Origin of the sequence: Rhodococcus sp. MSC1_016 (assembly GCF_023667485.2) — a bacterium.
GTDB classification, from domain to species: domain Bacteria; phylum Actinomycetota; class Actinomycetes; order Mycobacteriales; family Mycobacteriaceae; genus Rhodococcus_F; species Rhodococcus_F oxybenzonivorans.
On the sequence record NZ_JAMOZI020000001.1, the window covers coordinates 6417244 to 6435712 of the forward strand.

General features: G+C 65.3%; 22 protein-coding genes. 16 read left to right on the forward strand and 6 right to left on the reverse strand.

The genetic code is table 11. The annotated features are described in order from the left end of the window. Positions 1-2 precede the first annotated feature (2 nt). The 4 genes from L1080_RS30075 to L1080_RS30090 all read right to left on the reverse strand — a co-directional run bounded on the left by L1080_RS30075 (position 3) and on the right by L1080_RS30090 (position 3016). Positions 3-584, reverse strand: a complete 582-nt coding sequence (locus L1080_RS30075; RefSeq protein WP_284708908.1) for a DUF3558 domain-containing protein — start codon at positions 582-584, stop codon at positions 3-5. Then, entirely contained in the window at positions 581-922 is a 342-nt protein-coding gene (locus L1080_RS30080) for a hypothetical protein (RefSeq protein WP_250777026.1), read from the reverse strand. Before L1080_RS30080 ends, L1080_RS30075 begins: the two co-directional genes overlap by 4 nt. Beyond that, positions 919-2340, reverse strand: a complete 1422-nt coding sequence (locus tag L1080_RS30085; protein WP_250777025.1) for an HNH endonuclease signature motif containing protein — start codon at positions 2338-2340, stop codon at positions 919-921. The genes L1080_RS30080 and L1080_RS30085 overlap by 4 nt, the downstream gene beginning before the upstream one ends. Positions 2341-2416: 76 nt before the next feature. Beyond that, positions 2417-3016 (reverse strand): TetR/AcrR family transcriptional regulator, encoded by a 600-nt coding sequence (locus L1080_RS30090; RefSeq protein WP_250777024.1) that lies wholly within the window; start codon positions 3014-3016, stop codon positions 2417-2419. A 140-nt stretch (positions 3017-3156) separates the two neighbouring features. Between L1080_RS30090 and L1080_RS30095 the strand changes: the two genes are divergently transcribed. From L1080_RS30095 to L1080_RS30125, 7 genes are all read left to right on the forward strand, one after another. Then, entirely contained in the window at positions 3157-4302 is a 1146-nt protein-coding gene (locus L1080_RS30095) for an acyl-CoA dehydrogenase family protein (RefSeq protein ID WP_250777023.1), read from the forward strand. Between the two features lie 40 nt (positions 4303-4342). Beyond that, positions 4343-5104 (forward strand): SDR family NAD(P)-dependent oxidoreductase, encoded by a 762-nt coding sequence (locus L1080_RS30100; RefSeq protein ID WP_159923678.1) that lies wholly within the window; start codon positions 4343-4345, stop codon positions 5102-5104. A gap of 44 nt (positions 5105-5148) precedes the next feature. Further along, a complete protein-coding gene (locus tag L1080_RS30105; RefSeq protein ID WP_109333772.1) occupies positions 5149-5844 on the forward strand; it encodes a TetR/AcrR family transcriptional regulator in 696 nt (231 codons plus the stop codon). A gap of 116 nt (positions 5845-5960) precedes the next feature. Continuing rightward, a complete protein-coding gene (locus L1080_RS30110; protein WP_250777022.1) occupies positions 5961-6770 on the forward strand; it encodes an SDR family oxidoreductase in 810 nt (269 codons plus the stop codon). 22 nt (positions 6771-6792) lie between these two features. Further along, positions 6793-8034 carry an acyl-CoA dehydrogenase family protein gene (locus L1080_RS30115; protein WP_250777021.1) on the forward strand — a complete coding sequence of 414 codons (1242 nt, stop codon included), beginning with the start codon at positions 6793-6795 and terminating at the stop codon, positions 8032-8034. Continuing rightward, positions 8031-8789 carry a 3-oxoacyl-ACP reductase FabG gene (gene fabG / locus L1080_RS30120; protein WP_159923685.1) on the forward strand — a complete coding sequence of 253 codons (759 nt, stop codon included), beginning with the start codon at positions 8031-8033 and terminating at the stop codon, positions 8787-8789. Before L1080_RS30115 ends, fabG begins: the two co-directional genes overlap by 4 nt. Positions 8790-8792: 3 nt before the next feature. Further along, entirely contained in the window at positions 8793-9782 is a 990-nt protein-coding gene (locus L1080_RS30125; RefSeq protein ID WP_109333764.1) for an NADPH:quinone oxidoreductase family protein, read from the forward strand. Here L1080_RS30125 and L1080_RS30130 read toward each other — a convergent pair. Continuing rightward, complete coding sequence (locus L1080_RS30130) at positions 9779-10246, reverse strand: SRPBCC family protein (protein ID WP_159923687.1); 468 nt, start codon at positions 10244-10246, stop codon at positions 9779-9781. The two genes, L1080_RS30125 and L1080_RS30130, sit on opposite strands and share 4 nt — an antisense overlap. Positions 10247-10460: 214 nt before the next feature. On the opposite strand from L1080_RS30130, the gene L1080_RS30135 reads away from it, so the two are divergent. The 5 genes from L1080_RS30135 (at position 10461) to L1080_RS30155 (ending at position 15297) form a co-directional block, all read left to right on the forward strand. Beyond that, positions 10461-11588, forward strand: a complete 1128-nt coding sequence (locus L1080_RS30135; protein ID WP_250777020.1) for an NDMA-dependent alcohol dehydrogenase — start codon at positions 10461-10463, stop codon at positions 11586-11588. 23 nt (positions 11589-11611) lie between these two features. Continuing rightward, positions 11612-12232: a TetR/AcrR family transcriptional regulator gene (locus L1080_RS30140; protein WP_159923691.1), complete on the forward strand. Its 621-nt coding sequence runs from the start codon at positions 11612-11614 to the stop codon at positions 12230-12232. A 97-nt stretch (positions 12233-12329) separates the two neighbouring features. Beyond that, positions 12330-13541, forward strand: coding sequence for an acyl-CoA dehydrogenase family protein (locus tag L1080_RS30145; RefSeq protein ID WP_159923693.1), 1212 nt, complete (start codon positions 12330-12332; stop codon positions 13539-13541). After that, positions 13538-14563, forward strand: a complete 1026-nt coding sequence (locus tag L1080_RS30150) for a phosphotransferase family protein (RefSeq protein WP_250777019.1) — start codon at positions 13538-13540, stop codon at positions 14561-14563. Before L1080_RS30145 ends, L1080_RS30150 begins: the two co-directional genes overlap by 4 nt. Then, on the forward strand, positions 14560-15297 hold the full coding sequence (locus L1080_RS30155; RefSeq protein ID WP_250777018.1) for an SDR family NAD(P)-dependent oxidoreductase: 738 nt from the start codon (positions 14560-14562) through the stop codon (positions 15295-15297). The genes L1080_RS30150 and L1080_RS30155 overlap by 4 nt, the downstream gene beginning before the upstream one ends. 7 nt (positions 15298-15304) lie before the next feature. Here the strand turns inward: L1080_RS30155 and L1080_RS30160 are convergent, their stop codons facing one another. After that, positions 15305-15859 carry a ribulose 1,5-bisphosphate carboxylase large subunit gene (locus L1080_RS30160; RefSeq protein WP_159923697.1) on the reverse strand — a complete coding sequence of 185 codons (555 nt, stop codon included), beginning with the start codon at positions 15857-15859 and terminating at the stop codon, positions 15305-15307. Between the two features lie 137 nt (positions 15860-15996). Between L1080_RS30160 and L1080_RS30165 the strand changes: the two genes are divergently transcribed. Genes L1080_RS30165 through L1080_RS30180 form a run of 4 tightly spaced genes read left to right on the forward strand, consistent with a single transcriptional unit; the run spans position 15997 to position 18459 of the window. Further along, entirely contained in the window at positions 15997-16509 is a 513-nt protein-coding gene (locus L1080_RS30165; protein ID WP_250777017.1) for a methylated-DNA--[protein]-cysteine S-methyltransferase, read from the forward strand. Then, complete coding sequence (locus L1080_RS30170) at positions 16500-17006, forward strand: RNA polymerase sigma factor (protein WP_250777016.1); 507 nt, start codon at positions 16500-16502, stop codon at positions 17004-17006. The genes L1080_RS30165 and L1080_RS30170 overlap by 10 nt, the downstream gene beginning before the upstream one ends. Then, on the forward strand, positions 17003-17608 hold the full coding sequence (locus L1080_RS30175) for a methylated-DNA--[protein]-cysteine S-methyltransferase (RefSeq protein ID WP_250777015.1): 606 nt from the start codon (positions 17003-17005) through the stop codon (positions 17606-17608). The genes L1080_RS30170 and L1080_RS30175 overlap by 4 nt, the downstream gene beginning before the upstream one ends. Then, complete coding sequence (locus L1080_RS30180; RefSeq protein WP_250777014.1) at positions 17605-18459, forward strand: DNA-3-methyladenine glycosylase family protein; 855 nt, start codon at positions 17605-17607, stop codon at positions 18457-18459. The genes L1080_RS30175 and L1080_RS30180 overlap by 4 nt, the downstream gene beginning before the upstream one ends. Positions 18460-18469 lie beyond the last annotated feature (10 nt).

Genomic DNA, 18469 nt, shown 5'->3' on the forward strand with positions numbered 1-18469 from the left:
AGTCATCCCTCCTTCGGGATGTAGCGTTCGAAAATGCGGGCGGTGTCCTCCAGGCCGGCGCACCACTCAGCCTCGGGTGCGGGCATTCCCGTGCCTTTGAAGACGCTGCGATCGATGATCAAAACACCGTATGCCGTTTCGACTGATACAGCACAAGCGTCGGGTAGTCCTCGCTCCCATTTGAGAAGCGCGGGCCGGCCGTTGATGTCAATCGGTGCAGCGTATTCTTTTGCCTTCTGAGACTCTTCGGCGAAGGATATGTTCCCGGACAGCACGTTCAGGCCGTAGAGCCGCTGTGGAGTGTCGTAGCTGCAACCCAAAAAGGTGTACTCCTCAGGAGTGAAATCCGCGTTCTCCTCGCTGGCGGGGTTATAACCGGCTTCGACGAGTGCTGCGTCCGGCAGGTCGAGGCAGGGGTCGAATGTGACCTGCGGTCGATTCGACTTGTCGACATGACGGGGTACGCGTGTGGGTGACGAAGCGGTCGCCGACCCATCATGCGATGCCACTTCGCCGTGTGTGGAACAACTCGTCAGCAACAATGCTAGTAGAACGAGTCCTATGTTCGCGCTCAAGCGGTTCATTTGTCTGCCGATTCTTGGAGAGAGGCTAAAGCCTGCCCGATAAGGCTGTCAGTCTCGGCGAAGGACTCGCCCCCACTTGAGAATGCCGCGCGCATTCCCTCGATTGCGTAACGGAACTGGCTAAGCCGCTCTACTACGGAACCCGACCCGCCGCCGCCGGTAAACTTCGTTAAGTAGCCGGACTGTAGTTCGCGTGCGGACTGAAACCCGCCGAACCCAGAAACGTTCGACAAGGCGCGGGCCTTCTTTATCGCATCATCAATCTGCTCCAACATCGTGTCGCAGACCCCCACGCACTTTTCGATCGCGTCATCTTCCAGACGCAGTGTGTTGCTCATTCCCCATCCCCCTGCTCGACTGGACCCCCACGGTCGCGTGCGGTGATGCTACCGCACGCGTGTGTTGGGGTCGGATTGCAAATCTTGCTGATGTTCAGGCCGCGTAGGTAGTGGATGATGAGGCGCTCGACCGGTGAGGTGACCTCGGTTCCGCGGATTCGTAGGGGCCTGGGTAGCGGGGGTGCGGTTGACCGGTATCGGTGTCCGGTGGGCGTGCGCAGTTCGATTTCGTGTGCCTTGCCGGGTTGCTGGTGCGCACTGGCGTTCCACCCGACCCCCTGTTTGGCGTAGTTGCACGCAGCACACAGCCCGGCACCGTTGTGTGCGGTGGTGGGGCCTCCGGTATGCCGGGACTGGATGTGGTCGTGGTGTCGTATCGGCGCGTCACACCATGGCGTTCGACAAGTTTTGTCGCGAAGATCGATCAGCCTGGCCAGTCCTGTCGGGAAGCACCGTGCCTGCGACTCCGTGGCGGTCAAGGCACCCGACTGCGGGTTGGCGTACACCCGTCGCAACAACGCTCCCGACTCGAACTCGGCGCTGGCGGCGTCCGAAACCCATTGCCTGGCAAGCGCTGCGGGAACAGGGCCGTACCCTTGCACGTGAGCGGGTTCGCATCCGCCGCCGAGAAGGGCTTGGTCGGAGATCACCAGGTTCACTGTGATGACGGGCCGTTCGGCAGCGGTGGTGCTGCCGGTGACGCGGGAGACCAGGAGGTCGGCCATGATCTGCGACCTGGTTCGCGCATCACCTGCGGCCAGGATCGCGTCGGCATCGCGGGCTAGGGTGGCATGTACGGCTACTCCCTGCGCCACTGGAAGGAGAGCACTGACGTACGCCATGGTGTCGGGTGCCGGTCGTGAGGTGACCCGCCGATCGGACACGGCCTTCCGCGCTCGACGAACTACCGCCTCCGCATCGATCCGCGCGGCGGCAGCCCGGACCTTGGCGCACACGGCTTGGTCGCCGAGTCCGTCGAGCGTCGAGGAATCGGCACAGAGCAGGAAGTCGAGAGCAGTGCGATCTTCCCGGGTGAGACAGGCGGTTTCGCGGACGAGGATGGTGGCCCGCCACTCACTGAGGATTCCCTGCTCGAGCAGTCTGAGCGTGCGAGGCATCTCGTGGACCAGTGCGGTGGCCATTCCGAGATGGCGTCCACCGCGAAAGGGGGAGTCGCGCCGCGCCAACGCCACTTGGTTGGCGATGCCCCGCCCTTGCTGATTCCTGGGCACTCCCTGATCGGCGCGGGATGCGCGGATGGAGGCATCGAGGTCGGCCGTCACTCGGGCCTGTGCCCCCGCGCATGCGGCCTTCAGTTCTTCCAGCGTGCGGAGTAGGTCGATTCGCGCAGCATCATCGATATCGCTGCCCAGTTCCGGCAACTCGGCCAGAAATGTAGACACTGCTGCTGAATCCACCGAAAGCCCCCACCGTCGAATCCCCCGAATCGAACCTATGTTCGATCTTACCCAGCGGGCGAGGCAAGGGCAAGAGTCAGTTAGCTCCCACCATGCGCATGGCAAGGTCTGCGTAGAGGTCGGCTACTACGTGGGGTTCGGTATAGGCGCCGGCCGGAAACCATCGGCAGATATCAACGCACAGGGACATGAGCGCGAGAGTGACGCCTTCGCCGTCCGGAACGGTGAACTCGCCGGTGGCGGCGCCGGCATCGACGACGGCCCGGACGACGCGGGTGATGTCGCGTCGAAGTGTGACGACATCGCGATAGTGCTCGGGGGTGAGGGCGTTGAGTTCGTACTGGACGACACGGGCCTGGGCGTGATGGGTGGCCTGCCAACTGGCGAAGGCTCCGATCAGCGCCTTCAAACGGGTCGACGGCGACTCGTCCGGTAGATCGGCGCCGGTCACGACGTCGAGGGCTGCGGTGTGTCCCTCGTAGCTGATGGCGAAGAGCAATTCTTCCTTGGACCGGTAATGCGGGTACATGGCTGCCGGGCTCATGTCGAGCCGGGCCGCGATCTCGCGGGTAGTGGTTCCGCCGTACCCATTGGTGGCGAAGGCGTCGACAGCAGCAGCACGGATGCGCGCGGCAGCCTTGGAGGGGCTGATCACCTGACTCGGTGATTCGCTCATGACTCTCTCCATCCTCGGCTCTGCGGCGGTTGACAATACCGTGTCGCAGTATCACTATAAGCAAGCGCTTAGAAAATAAGCAGACGCTTACATGCCCGAAGCGTCACACAGCGAAGAGTTCGAACCCAGAAGGATTGGTCATGCGACGCACCCTGTACGGCCCCGATCACGAGGCGTTCCGCGAGTCCGCCCGCGAGTTCGTGAACCGCAACATCTTGCCGGTGGCAGACAAGCTCATCGAGCAGCGCTTCATCGACCGCGAAATCTGGCTCGAGGCCGGCCGTAACGGCCTCCTGGGACTCGAAGTCCCCGAGGCTTACGGCGGAAGCGAAGCCGGTGACTACCGGTTCAACGCTGTTCTCGCCGAGGAGCTCTCACGTGCGAGTGCTGCTGTGTCGTCGAGCTTCGGGATTCACGCCGACGTCGTCGCGCCCTACCTTGTTCAGCTCACCACCGAGGAGCAGAAGCAGCGCTGGCTGCCGAAGTTCTGCACCGGCGAGCTGCTCACCGCAATCGGGATGACCGAGCCGTCCGGCGGTTCCGACCTTGCTGCGCTGAAGACCACCGCGGTCAAGGACGGCGACGACTGGATCATCAACGGCTCCAAGACCTTCATCACCAACGGCTTTAACGCCGACCTGGTGATCGTCGCGGCACGCACGAGCCCGGAGAAGAAGTCCAAGGGGATCACCCTGTTCGCGGTCGAGACCGGGATGGCGGGCTTCGAGCGCGGCCGCAAGCTCGACAAGGTCGGCCAGCACGAGGCCGATACGGCGGAACTGTTCTTCGAGAACGTCCGGGTGCCGTCCACCAACATCATCGGCGAGATCGACCGCGGCTTCATCCACATGATGGAGATGCTTCCGCAGGAACGCGTCGGTGCCGCCATCTCGAACATTGCGCACGCAGCGCCGATCCTCGAGGAGACGATCCAGTACGCCAAGGAGCGCAAGGCGTTCGGTCAGTCCATCGGATCGTTGCAGTGGAACAAGTTCCTTCTTGCAGATCTGGTGACGCGCGTCGAGGTGACCCAGGCTTTCGTCGACAACTGTGTCGCCGCCCATGCCGCCGGTGAGCTGACTGCCGTAGACGCGGCCAAGGCGAAGTGGTGGACTGCACAGGTGCAGAACGAGGTCCTCGACCACTGTGTCCAGCTCCATGGGGGATACGGCTTCATGACGGAATACCGCGCCGCCCGCGCGTGGATGGATGCGCGTGTCACCAAGATCTGGGCCGGTTCCAACGAGATCATGAAGGAACTGATCGGTCGCGACCTCGGCCTTTGAGCCCGTACCCCGTAGCCCGACGACAAAGGAGTCGCTTCGTATGTCCGTTCTCGACAAGTTCAGCTTGACCGACCGGGTGGTCGTCGTGACCGGTGCGTCTTCGGGTCTCGGGGTTGCATTCGCGCAGGCTGCGGCGGAGGCGGGCGCCGATGTGGTGCTCGCCGCCCGGCGCACGGACCGTCTCGAGAAGACTGCGGAGCTGGTGCGGGCTGCGGGGAGGACGCCGCTCAGTGTGGCGACGGACATCGCTGACCCGGCGCAAGCGCAGAACATGATCGACAAGGCCATGGAGCAGTTCGGTCGCGTCGACGTGCTCATCAACAACGCAGGCGTCGGTACCGCCGTGCCCGCGACGAGGGAAACCCCCGAGCAGTTCCGGCAGGTCGTCGACATCAACCTGAACGGCTCCTATTGGGCGGCTCAGGCGGCCGGCAAGGTGATGAAGCCGGGCAGTGCCATCGTCAACATTGCGAGCGTGCTCGGGTTGACCACCGCGGGACTACCCCAGGCCGCGTACGCCGCGAGCAAGGCCGGGGTGATCGGTTTGACCCGCGACCTCGCGCAGCAGTGGGGTACCCGTAAGGGCATCCGCGTCAACGCGATCGCCCCCGGATTTTTCGAGACGGAGATGACAGACCAGTACCAGGACGGGTACCTCGAATCGATGCGGCCGCGGCTGGTGCTCGGCCGACTCGGTGACCCGCAGGAGCTGGCTGCGACCGTGGTTTGGCTGGCGTCGGACGCTGCCGCGTACGTCACGGGACAGACGATCGCGGTGGACGGCGGCATCACAATCACCTGACCGTCGGATTGGGCGGCGTCGGTGCGCTGGCGTATAAGTAGGAAATGACCACGCGTACCGCCCACGAAGACTGGGACGATCAACCCGCCCCGTCGATGGCGGCCACCGCTCTGCTGCGGGAGCCGCCCGCCACCCCTCGGGGGGCACGTACTCGTGCGGCTCTGGTGGCGGCAGCGCGCACGGTGTTCGAGCGGTCCGGGTACCTCGACGCCCGACTCACCGACATCACCAAGGAAGCACAGTGCTCGACGGGGTCGTTCTACACCTACTTCGACAACAAGGAGCAGGTGTTCGCCGCTGTCCTGGAGGCGGCGCAGGAAGACATGATGCATCCCGGGATGAAGCGGGTGCAGGACACCGATGATCCGTACGCGGTGCTCGAGGCCAGTAATCGCGCATACCTCGAGGCTTATCGTCGCAATGCCAAGCTCATGGGACTTCTCGAGCAGGTAGCTCACATCGACCCGGCATTCGCGGATCTGCGCCGGCAGCGTGCCGATGCCTTCATTGCCCGCAACGCCCGGGGCATCGCCGAACTGCAGGCGCGCGGAATCGCCGACACGAAGCTGGACCCGATGCTGGCGTCGCGGGCGCTGTCCGGGATGGTCAGCCGCCTGGCCTACAGCGCCTTCGTGGCGAACGAGCACGGCTCGGGAGGCACCCCCATCGAATTCGACGACGTCGTGTTCACCACGACCCGAATCTGGGCGAACGGCCTGCGGTTTCCTGATCGGGACTGAACACCGTGGCTCGGTGACGGCAACACCAGGTCCGCATACCTGAATCCGACACCGGATTCAGGTATGTTCTGTGGAAGACTGGGGATCATCAGCGTGTCCCCCGAGGGAGGAATCTCGTGCAGATCGCGCAGAAAGTTGCCATCGTCACCGGAGGTGGAGGCGGAATCGGTGGTGCTCTGGCGGAGCGGCTGGCCGCGGAAGGCGCCCGCGTGGTCGTATCCGACCTCGACGCCGCGTCGGCGCAGTCCGTCGTCGACCGGATCACCGCCACCAGTCCGGGTGCCGCTATCGCGGTGGGAGCCGACGCATCGGACACCACGCAGATCGCATCGCTCATCTCGGCAGCGGAAAGCGAATTCGGTCCCGTCGACCTCTACTTCGCCAATGCAGGTGTGGCGGCAGGCAGCGACCTCGAATTCGACGACGCAGTGTGGGACCTCGCCCTGGACGTCAACGTTCGCGCCCACATTCGGGCCGCGCGTCTGCTGATACCGGGCTGGGTCGAGCGCGGCGAAGGATACTTCGTCAGTACGGCGTCGGCGGCCGGACTCCTGACGCAGATCGGCTCGGCGCCCTATTCGGTGAGCAAACATGCGGCCGTGGGCTTCGCCGAGTGGCTGTCCGTCACCTACGGCGATCAAGGTGTGCGCGTCAGTTGCCTGTGCCCGATGGGTGTCAACACCAAGCTGTTGACGGACGACGCTGCGTTGTCGGCCACGGCTGCACGCGCTGTCACCACTGCCGGAGCGGTACTCGAACCGGCCGACGTGGCCGAATGTGCTCTCGCGGCAATCGAAGCGGAGCAGTTCCTGATCCTTCCGCACCCCGAGGTGCTGGAGATGTATCGACACAAGGGCGCCGACTACGACCGATGGATCCGGGGAATGCGCCGCTATCAGGCCGCACTACTCGGCCAGTCTTCCTGACCCACCTCCACGAGGAGTTCGCATGTCTGTGTTCGACGTATCCGACCGCGCGAAGAAGTACCAGACCGATCTACTGGAGTTCATGGACTCGCACGTGTATCCCGCCGAGAGGGTGTACGACGAGCAGATGCGCGACGCAGGTGATCCGCATTTTCAGCCGCCGATCCTCGAGGAGTTGAAGGCGGAGGCGCGTAGCCGGGGTTTGTGGAATCTGTTTCATCCGCATCCGGAGTGGGGTCCGGGCCTGACGAACCTCGAGTATGCGCCGTTGGCGGAGATCATGGGCCGCAGCCATCTCGCGTCCGAGGCCTGTAATTGCAACGCACCCGACACCGGGAACATGGAAGTGCTCACGCTGTTCGGCACCGACGAGCACAAGGAGAAGTACCTGAAGCCGTTGCTCGACGGGACGATGGCGTCGGCGTTCGCGATGACGGAGCCCGCGGTGGCGAGTTCGGATGCAACGAACATCGAGATGTCGATGGTCCGCGACGGCGACGACTACGTGCTCAACGGCCGGAAGTGGTTCGCGTCCAATGCCTTGCATCGCAACTGCAAGGTAATGATCGTGATGGGTAAGACCGATCCGTCGGCGGCGCCGCACCGGCAGCAGTCGATGATGGTGGTTCCGATCGATGCGCCCGGAGTCACAGTGATGCGGGGTCTGCCGGTGTTCGGATATCAGGACCGGGAGGGGCACGCGGAAATCGACTTCGCCGACGTGCGGGTTCCCGCCAAGGACGTGCTGAAAGGTGAGGGAGAGGGTTTCGCGATCGCCCAGGCCCGGCTGGGCCCGGGACGCATTCACCACTGCATGCGGGCGATCGGGATGGCCGAGCGGGCGCTCGAGCTGATGTGCCGGCGGGCATCGTCGCGGGTGACGTTCGGGAAACCGGTCAGCGAGAACGCCAATATCCAGGACTGGATCGCTGAGGCCCGGATCGAGATCGAGATGGTGCGCCTGTTGACACTGAAGGCGGCCTACCTGATGGACACCGTCGGGAACAAGGAAGCGCGCACGGAGATCGCGGCAATCAAGGTCGCGGCGCCCAACATTGCGCTGAAGATTATCGATCGGTCGATACAGGTGCACGGCGGCGCGGGTGTCACCGACGACTTCCCGTTGGCGATGATGTATGCCCATATGCGGACGCTGCGCCTCGCGGACGGTCCGGACGAAGTGCACAAACTTTCCATCGCAAGACGAGAACTGCGTAAATACCGTTCGACAACCGACGACAACCACCATGGAGGAAACAAGTGAGCCAGGACCGTAGAACCGCCATCGTCACCGGATCGGCCCGCGGTATCGGCGCCGCCGTCGCACAGCGGCTGGCGAGCGACGGACATGCAGTCGCCGTCCTCGACCTCGACGAGTCCGCCTGTGCCGGGACGGTCGACGCGATCACGTCGGCCGGCGGCGAGGCCCTCGCCGTGGGTGCCAATGTGGCGGACGAGGCCTCGGTCACGGCGGCTGTCGAGCGCGTGGCATCCGAACTGGGCGCACCGACGATCCTGATCAACAACGCCGGGATTACCCGCGACAACCTGCTGTTCAAGATGTCGGTCGACGACTGGGACGCCGTGATGAACGTGCATCTGCGTGGCGCCTTCCTGATGTCACGTGCCGTCCAGAAATACATGGTGGACGCCAAGTTCGGCCGCATCGTCAACCTGTCCAGCACGTCGGCGCTCGGCAACCGCGGCCAGGCCAACTACTCGGCCGCCAAGGCAGGCATGCAGGGCTTCACCAAGACGCTGGCATTCGAGCTCGGAAAATTCGGCGTCACCGCGAACGCGATTGCACCCGGATTCATCGAGACGGAGATGACCGCCGCCACGGCCGAGCGCGTCGGTATGAGCTTCGAGGATTTCAAAGCCGCCGCGGCGTCACAGATTCCTGTCGCTCGTGTCGGTCAGCCCGCTGACATCGCCCACACCGCGTCGTTCTTCGCGAGTGAAGGCGCCGGATTCGTCTCGGGGCAGGTCGTCTACGTCGCCGGCGGACCGAAGGACTGATCGATGAAGGCATGGCGTGTGCACGAAGTAGGACAACCCAGGGAGGTCCTCACTTTCGAGGACGTCGCCGACCTGGAGCCGAAGTCCGGGGAGCTGCTGGTCAAGGTTCTTGCAGCTCCCGCCAACTTCCCGGACGTGCTGTTGTGCCGCGGCGAGTACCAGATCAAGCCGCCGCTGCCTTTCACTCCCGGGGTGGAATTGTGCGGCGAGGTGGTGGCGCTCGGTGAGGGTGTCACCGAGTTCGCGGTCGGTGACCGGGTGATCGGCATGCCCAGCCTGCCGAACGGCGGTTTCGCGGAACTCGCTGTGATGTCGGTGGCCACGGCCTTCCCGGCACCGGCCACATTGGACGACGCGGAGGCGTCGGCGTTGTCGATCGGGTATCAGACGGGATGGTTCGCGCTCCACCGCAGGACACAGCTGCGGGCGGGCGAGACACTTCTCGTGCAGGCGGCAGCCGGTGGAGTGGGTAGCGCGGCCGTGCAGTTGGGCAAGGCGGCCGGCGCAAAGGTGATCGGTGTGGTGGGCGGCCCTCAGAAGGCCGAGTACACCCGGGCTCTCGGCGCCGACCTGGTTGTGGACCGGCACAGTGAGGACTTCGTCGCCGCGGTGAAGGACTTCACCGGGGGACGGGGCGCGGACGTCGTGTTCGATCCGGTGGGTGGCGACTCGTACGCGAAGTCCACGAAGTGCATCGCGTTCGAGGGGCGAATCGTCGTGATCGGTTTCGCCAGTGGCACTATTCCCTCGCCCGGCCTCAATCACGCGCTGATCAAGAATTACTCGATCATCGGACTGCATTGGGGTCTCTACAACGCCTACGATCCCGCGGCGATCAGGGAATGCCACGCTGAGCTGACACGGTTAGCCGATGCCGGTGACATCAAGCCGATGATCAGTGAACGCCTCGGACTCAGCGAGGTAGCGGACGGACTCGCCCGACTCGGCGAGGGAACGACGGTCGGCAGGCTCGCTTTCCTGCCGGGCCGCTAGCTGCCGTCGGCGTCGCGTTTCTCGTACAGCTCCTCGAGGTTGTGCCGCAAGGTCGCCTCGGTGTTCTTCACGGCCGTCTCGACGAACGGTTCGACGATGAGACCGAGGGCCTTGCCGGCCAAACCTCCGGGGAGCTTGTACGCGAAGTCGACGCCGAGTTCGGTCTTGTCCGGGCCGAGCGCCACGAAGGTCCATGTAGACGAGTTGGCCGCGCCGTCGAGCGATGCCAACGTGATCACCCGATCCTTTTCCCAGGCGGTGACCTCGAGGCGGGACCGCAGGGTGGTCGGGCCGATGTGGATCGACGCATCGAACGTCGAGCCCAATCCCTGATCGAATCCGCCGATGGGACGGAAGTCCGACACGCCGAACATCCAGTCGGGGACCGTCCTGTAGTCGTCGATGTACGTGAACGCCACGTCGATGGGGACGGCGGCTACCGCGGAATGACGGACGTGGATCATCGGGTGGTCCCTGGCTCTCTGTCGGAAATGACTGTCGATCTGGGCGACCTCGCTCGACTCTAGTGAACTCCCGGTACCGAAGCAGGGCGTCGCCGGGTCCCCCCTTCCTTCCGCGCCGTCGATGCGCGGCTGATTTTGCTGCACGACGAGAACGGTTCGGGCAGACTCCGAAGTAGGTGTGATCCAGGCCATATTTCCTTCCTGAGGAGTCGGCGTGAAGACGAAAGCAGCGGTCATCAAAGGCATCGGGCAGCCCTGGGAGATCGAGGAGATCGAACTCGGCGATCCGGTTTCGGGGGAGGTGCAGATCCGTCTGGCGGCATCAGGGTTGTGCCACTCGGATGAGCACCTGCGAACCGGGGCCACGCCCCTGCCCTTCTTTCCGGTCCTGGGCGGCCACGAGGGTGCAGGAGTGGTGACCAAGGTGGGCCCGGGAGTGTCGAATCTTGTCGAAGGGGACCACGTGGTCCTCGCCTTCGTCCCGGCGTGCGGACGATGCCGTTCCTGTGCGAAGGGCATGCAGAACATCTGCGACGAAGGGGCCGGTCTCCTCACCGGGCAGGCGATCGCCGACAAGACCTTCCGGGTCACCCTCGGCGGTGAGCCTGTTCTGCAGATGTGTCTGCTCGGCACCTTCTCCCCCTACGTGACGGTGAGCGAGGCGTCGGTCATCAAGATCGAGAACGACATCCCTCTCGACAAGGCGGCGCTCCTCGGCTGCGGCGTCTCGACCGGATGGGGCTCGGCCACGCAGATCGGTGGAACGCAGGTCGGTGACACGGTCGTGGTGATCGGCGTCGGTGGTGTCGGCATCAATTCGGTGCAGGGCGCGGCCAGTGCCGGCGCGCGTTTCGTCGTCGCCATCGATCCGGTGGAGTTCAAGCGGCAGAAGGCGAAGGAATTCGGTGCCACCCATGTGTTCGCGTCGCTCGAGGAGGCGGCTCCGACGATCGGCGAGATCACCTGGGGGCGGATGGCCGAGGTCACGATCATCACGGTCGGTGAGATCGAAGGCGACATGATTCAGCCGGCGATGAGCATCACCGGCAAGGGCGGTCAGGTGGTGGTGACGGGTATGGGTAGCGCGGCAGACACGCAGGTCACTCTCAGCCTCTTCGAGCTCACCTTGCTGCAGAAGCGGTTGCAGGGCGCCATCTTCGGCGGCGTCGGCCCGAGGTCGCAGATCCCCGCTCTCCTCGACCTCTATCGCAACGGAACGCTGAAGCTCGACGAGCTGGTGACCCGGACATATCGCCTCGAGCAGGTCAACGACGGATACCAGGACATGCTCGAAGGGAAGAACCTGCGTGGGCTGATCGTGTACTCGGACGACGACTACTGAGGGGACGCTCTACCGTATGTCCCATGACGGTTAACGGCACGGAGGCCGGTAGTTCGTGGCGCGAATACACGGACCAGGGGTTGTCCAAGGTTCTGGCGGCCGCCCTGGCTGCGTTCGTCGAGAAAGGGTACGACGGCGCCTCGATTCGTGAGATCGCGGCCCGTGCCGGACTGTCCGTACCCGGCCTTTACCATCACTACCCCTCGAAGCAGGCACTGCTCGTGGGGTTGACCAACGCGGTGATGCGTGACCTGCTCGACCGCAGTCGCGCGGCCGTCGCCGAGGCGGGGTCGACTCCTGGCGAGCGATTCGACGCGGTGATCGAATCCCTGCTGCGTTTTCACATGTATCGGCGTGAACAGTCCTTCGTTGCCTCTCGGGAGACGCGGAGCATGGAGCCGGACAGCAGGCAGGCTTACATAGCCCTGCGGGACGAGCAGCAGCAGCTGGTCGACGACATCGTGCGCGACGGCGTCGCAGCCGGCCTGTTCCGGACACCCTTCCCGGAGGATGCGAGCCGCGCTGTCGTGACGATGTGTGTCTCGGTCGCCACGTGGTATCGCGAGGACGGGCCGTTGTCGCCCGATGAAATCGTCGAGCGGTATCTGGTGATTGCTCGTAGCACGGTAGGGGCCGTCGACTGACGTCTTGACCAGGTCGTGTTCCTGTGGGATTGTCGACTCCAATGCGACCGAGCGAGTGATCGGTCGGTCCCGGTGTTCGTATTGACTGGAGGTAGTGGTGGCGATCGATCTGACCTATGCGCCGGAGGTGACGGCGCTGGTCGAGAAGACCAGGGCGTTCACCCGTGAGGTGGTGCTGCCTGTCGAGGACGAACACGGCGGCGACATCACCGCGGCAGGTGGCGACACCCTGCGGGTCGAGCTGCAGAAGGCCGCCAAGGAGGCAGGTGTCTTCGCCCCGCACGCTCCCGTCGAATACGGCGGACACGGGTTGAACATGACGGACCGCGCCCCGGTCTTCGAGGAAGCCGGCTACTCGCTGTTCGGCCCGATCGCCCTCAACATCGGCGCGCCCGACGAGGGCAACGTCCACATGCTCGCGCACATCGCCAGTGCGGAGCAGAAGGAGCAGTTCCTCGCACCCCTCGCCCACGGTGACGTGCGGTCGGCTTTCGCCATGACCGAGCCCTCCCCAGGCGCCGGGTCCGATCCGTCGGCTTTGACGACCAGGGCCGAGAAGGTGCCCGGCGGGTGGAAGATCAACGGGCACAAGTACTTCATCACCGGCGCCGACGGTGCCGGATTCTTCATCATTTTCGCGCGCACGTCGGGGCAGCCCGGCGACCGCGGTGGCGCCACGATGTTCCTCACCCCAGCCGACGTGCCCGGTCTGAAAGTGGGCCGGCACATCGACACGCTCGACAAGTCCATGATCGGAGGCCACTGCGAGGTGTTCTTCGACGATCTGTTCATACCCGACAGCGGTGTGCTCGGCGAGGTGGACCAGGGATTCGCGTACGCGCAGGTGCGGCTCGGCCCGGCCCGGATGACGCACGTCATGCGCTGGCTCGGTGCTGCGCGGCGCGGTCACGATGTCGCGGTGGCCCACGTCGCTCGGCGTGAAGGGTTCGGCGGAAAGCTGGGCGATTTGGGCATGGTCCAGAAGATGGTCGCGGACAACGAGATCGACATCGCCGCTACTCGGGCGTTGCTGACACAGGCGTGCTGGGAACTCGATCAGGGCGGGCACGCGAGCAACGCCACGTCCATCGCCAAGACCTATGCCGCAGAGGCGATCTTCCGGATCGTCGACCGCTCGATCCAGATGTGTGGTGGTCTCGGTGTGTCCGGCGATCTGCCGCTCGCACGGCTTTCTCGTGAGGTGCGTCCCTTCCGGGTGTACGACGGCCCGTCCGAGGTGCATCGCTGGGCGATCGCCAAGCGCGTCATCGGTGCCGCGAAGAAAGCGGCGCGGGAGGCGGGGGCATGACCGAGCATCGCGGGCTCGACCTCGTTGCCCTGGAGAAGTTCCTGACGGAGTCGCAGGTTCCGCTCGACGGCGAACTGCGGGCCGAACTGATCTCCGGCGGAAAGTCCAACCTCACCTACACAATTTTTGACGACTCCTCGCGGTGGGTGCTGCGAAGGCCGCCCACCGCGGGGCTCACACCGTCCGCGCACGACGTGGCCCGCGAATATCGGGTCACGTCGGCGCTGCAGGGCACGAGCGTTCCCGTCGCAGCCACGGTGGCGCTGTGTGAGAACAACAACGTGATGGGGGCCCCTTTCACCGTCGTCGAACATGTCACGGGACAGGTCATCCGCACCCAGTCGGAGTTGGATGCTCTGTCCGACAACGAAATCGACTCCTGTGTGGACGAATTGGTCCGGGTGATCGGTGACCTGCACAACGTTGACTATCAGGCCGTCGGCCTGGGAGAGTTCGGGCGCCCGGACGGATACGTCACCCGGCAAGTGAAGCTGTGGGCGGGCCAGTGGGCCAGGGTCAAGACCGAAAATTCGGCCGACGTCGATCGTCTGCACGCCGCTCTCGCGGAATCCGTGCCCGACCGGTCGGAGTCGTCGATCGTGCACGGCGACTACCGGATCGACAACACCATCCTGTCGGCCGCAGACGTGACCAAGGTTGCGGCGGTGGTGGACTGGGAACTGTCGACTCTCGGCGACCCTCTCACCGACGTGGCGCTGATGTGCGTCTATCGCGCACCCGCCTTCGACCTCGTGCTCGGTGAAGCAGCGGCGTGGACGAGTCCGCGGATGCCGTCCGCTGACGATCTTGCCCAGCGGTACACCGCGGCGTCCGGTCGTGAACTGAAGAATTGGAATTTTTACCTGGCGTTGGCCAATTTCAAACTGGCCGTCATTGCCCAGGGCATCCACCACCGGTACCGCGCGGGTGCCACGGCAGCCGAAGGATTCGACAAGGCTGGTGAGGCGGTGCCCGCGCTCGTCGACGCCGGACTACGCGCACTGAAGGGGAAATCCGCATGAGCAGGTCTGCACTGATCACCGGAGCGTCGCGCGGAATCGGCCGCGGTATCGCCACCCGCCTCGCCGAAGCAGGCTACGGGCTGACCCTCAGTGCTCGTGACGCCGAGCGTCTCGAAGTCGTGGCAGCCGAGCTGCGCGCGGCCGGCGCGAAAGAGGTGGTCGTCGTGGCCGGCGACCTCGCCGATGAAGCCTCCGCCGGCCGCGTGGTAACGGCGCATGCCGACACCTTCGGTTCACTGAATGCGTTGGTGCTCAACGCGGGTGTGGGGACGGCCGGGCCGATCGGCGAGTTTCCGATGCGCCGCTTCGCCAAGAGCGTCGATGTGAATCTGCGGGCCCCGTTCAGCCTGCTGCAGCAGGCGCTGCCGATGCTCCGGACCGCCGCGACCGAGAATCCGGCGAAAGGCGCCAAAGTCATCGCCCTGGCCTCGATCACCGGCGTCTACGCCGAAGCGGGACTGGCCGTCTACGGGGCCACCAAAGCCGCCCTGATGTCACTGGTCGAGACACTGAACGTGGAGGAGTCGGGCAACGGAGTGTCCGCTACCGCCCTGGCTCCCGCGTTCGTCGACACCGACATGTCCGCGTGGACCCACGACAAGATTCCGCCGGAGTCGATGATCGAGGTAAACGACATCGTCGAACTGGTCGACGCGCTGCTGCGACTGTCGTCCCGCGCGGTGGTGCCCAAGATCGTCGTCGGGCGCGCGGGAACGGACGGGTACCGGGCCTGAGCGGGCGTCAGACCTCGTCGTCCTCTTTCGATTCGCCGCGCTTACGGAAGAACTTGAAGCCGGGAACACCCTGGATCGCCTGACGCACACCCTGCACTTCCTCGAGGAGCAGGTGAATCTCCGGGGACACCGTGTCGAGGCTCGCCAGAATGGGCAGCAACCCCTCCATGCGCAGTGTCAGCTCGGGCAGATGATTCACCAACCCGATCGCCGCATGAATCTCGTCCTCCGACAGGTCGTCGACGAACCGTGCCGCCATCGGCGCCGCCTTGGTTGCGAGCGGCTCGTATAGGCCGATCAGGGTCTGGGCCGAGGTGGACACCTCCGTGCTCGAGGTGACCACGGTCGCGGCTCGGTCGGCTACCTCGTTCGCCTTGGCGACGGCCATTTCGGCGCGTTCGCTGATCGCCTCGATCCGGGTGATGAGCACCTCCACTCGGTCGAGCAGCGCGGCGACCCGATCGGGGAGTGAGGCAGCGAAACCAGCAGTGTCCATCGACCAGCGGGCCATACCCGTGGCGGTGCGCACGAGGTCGTCGGGGCTGGGGAATGCGAGAGCCATCCCCACATCCTGCCTGATGCCCTCGCGGGGCCGTCTCACGACGGCCCCGCGAGAATGGGACATCGGGGTGATCTCACGTTTCGGCGTTCCCAGGCGTCTACCTGTCAGAGGTCAGCACACCTGGAAGGATTGTTCCCGTGAATGCCGAACGAGCAGCACACACCGTCATCGATTCCCCGATCGGTCCCCTCACGCTGGTCAGCGTGGACGGGATTCTCAGCGGCATCTACATGGCCGAACATCGGCATCAGCCCGATGTCGCGACTTTCGGTGAACGCGGCGACGGCGGTTTCGAGGCCGCAGCGACACAACTCACCGAGTACTTCGACGGTGGACGCACTGAGTTCACGCTGCCTGTCGCCGCCCGCGGCACACCGTTTCAACAGCGGGTATGGGACCTGCTGCGGACCATCCCGTACGGGCAGACGTGGACGTACCGCGAATTGGCGGAGGCGCTCGGGAGTCCCACGGCGATCCGGGCGGTGGCCGCGGCGAACGGCAAGAATCCGATCAGCATCATCGTTCCGTGCCACCGGGTCGTCGGAACCGACGGCAGCCTCACGGGGTATGCGGGAGGGCTCGACCGCAAGCGTTTCCTGCTGACCCGCGAAGCGGAACGGGCGGGAATCCGGCTGAGCCGATGGGCCTGATTCCGTTCGAGCAGATCGTGGCCGAGCACGGCCCCACGGTGTTGCGGGTCTGCCGGGCGGTGGTCGGCCCGGTCGACGCCGAGGACGCCTGGTCGGACACGTTTCTCGCCGCCCTGCGCGCGTATCCCGATCTGCGGCCTGGAAGTAACGTCGAGGCCTGGCTCGTGACCATCGCGCACCGCAAGGCGCTCGATCACATTCGGGCGCGGGAACGCCGGGCCGTTCCCACGAATCACGTTCCCGAGCAGACCACCGACCGCGGGCTGCCCGGAAGCGGCGAGCCCGAATTGTGGGAGGCGGTGGGCGCCTTGCCCGTGAAACAACGCGCAGCCGTGGCCTACCGCTACTTGGCAGGAATGCCCTACGCCGACATCGCGGTGATTCTCGGCAATTCGCCGGACGCTGCCAGACGCGCCGCGGCCGACGGTATTGCGGCCCTGCGTAGGTCCCGCTCGATCTCGATTCGGGGAGACAGAGTGAGTGGAGAAAGAGGATGAACACCATTCCGGACATCATCGACGCCTTGTCGGTATCGGATTCCGATGTCGAACGACGACTCCGCACCAAGCTCACCGCCGCCGCCGACGACGCCGGACTCCTCGACGTCGCGTACCGGACCGTGGACAGTCCTGTCGGTTCGCTGCTGCTGGCCGCGACCGACCGGGGCCTGGTGCGTGTCGCCTTTGCCGGCGAGGGCCACGATGCCGTGTTGCAGAGACTCGCCGAGCGCATCAGTCCCCGGATACTCCGTGCGCCGGCCCGGCTGGACGCGGTGGCCCGCGAACTCGAGGAGTACTTCCGGGGGGAACGCACGTCGTTCGACGTCCCGCTCGACTTCCGCCTGGCCAAGGGCTTTCGGCGGGAGGTGCTCACCCACCTACCCGAGATCCACTACGGCCAGACGTGGAGCTATGCCACCGTGGCGGCCGCTGCGGGCAGTCCCCGCGCCGTGCGGGCCGTCGGAACCGCCTGCGCGACAAACCCTCTGCCGGTGGTGGTGCCGTGCCACCGAGTGGTGCGCAGCGACGGCAGCCTCGGCCAGTACGTGGGCGGGACCGCAGCGAAGTCCCTGCTACTGACGTTGGAAGCCGCAGCGTGAGGGTTCTCCTGCCCTACCGCGACCCCTTCACCCACGCTCCGCTGTGGAGTGCACTGCGAGCCCATACCATCGCCGGTCTCGAGCGGCACGATCCCGACACCGGCGCCCACACCCGCGTGGTGAACGCCGCGCACGGACCCGCCCTGGTGACCGTTGTCGTCCGCCCCGAGAAACGGCATGTCGAGGCCCACATCGTTCCGGCGCATCCCGCCGATGTCGGGGAGTTGACCGCTATCGTGCGCCGCTGGCTCGATCTGGACGCAGACCCGCTCGCGATCGACGCCGCACTCGGCCGGCACCCGGAACTCGCTTCGCTGGTGACCTTGCGGCCGGGACTCCGCCGGCTGGGCAGCGTCGACGGCTTCGAGACCGCAGTCCTCACCGTGCTGGGCCAGCAGGTGTCGCTCGCCGCAGCGCGGACGTTCGGTGCCCGGTTGGTCGCTGCCTACGGGCGACCGGTGCACGGCGAGTTCCGTGCGTTTCCCGCACCCGAGGCACTGGCGGATCGATCGCCGGAGGAGTTGCGTTCGGCGATCGGTCTGACCGGCGCCCGGGCACGCACTGTGCATGCGCTTGCGCACGCCGCCGCGGACGGGTTGCGGCTCGACGCCGACACCGAACCGGCGAAGTTTCGGGCCGGTGTACTCGCGCTGCCCGGAATCGGACCGTGGACGGCGGACTATCTGACGGTGCGAGTGCTCGGCGACCCGGACGCGTTTCCTGCCGACGACCTCGTTCTCAGGCGGGCACTCGGGGTGGGTAAGGGCAGCGAAGCTGCCGCTCTCGCCGAGGCGTGGCGGCCGTGGCGTGCGTATGCCCTCTTCCACCTCTGGACCGCAGAGGCGTTCTAGCCCTTCGCTT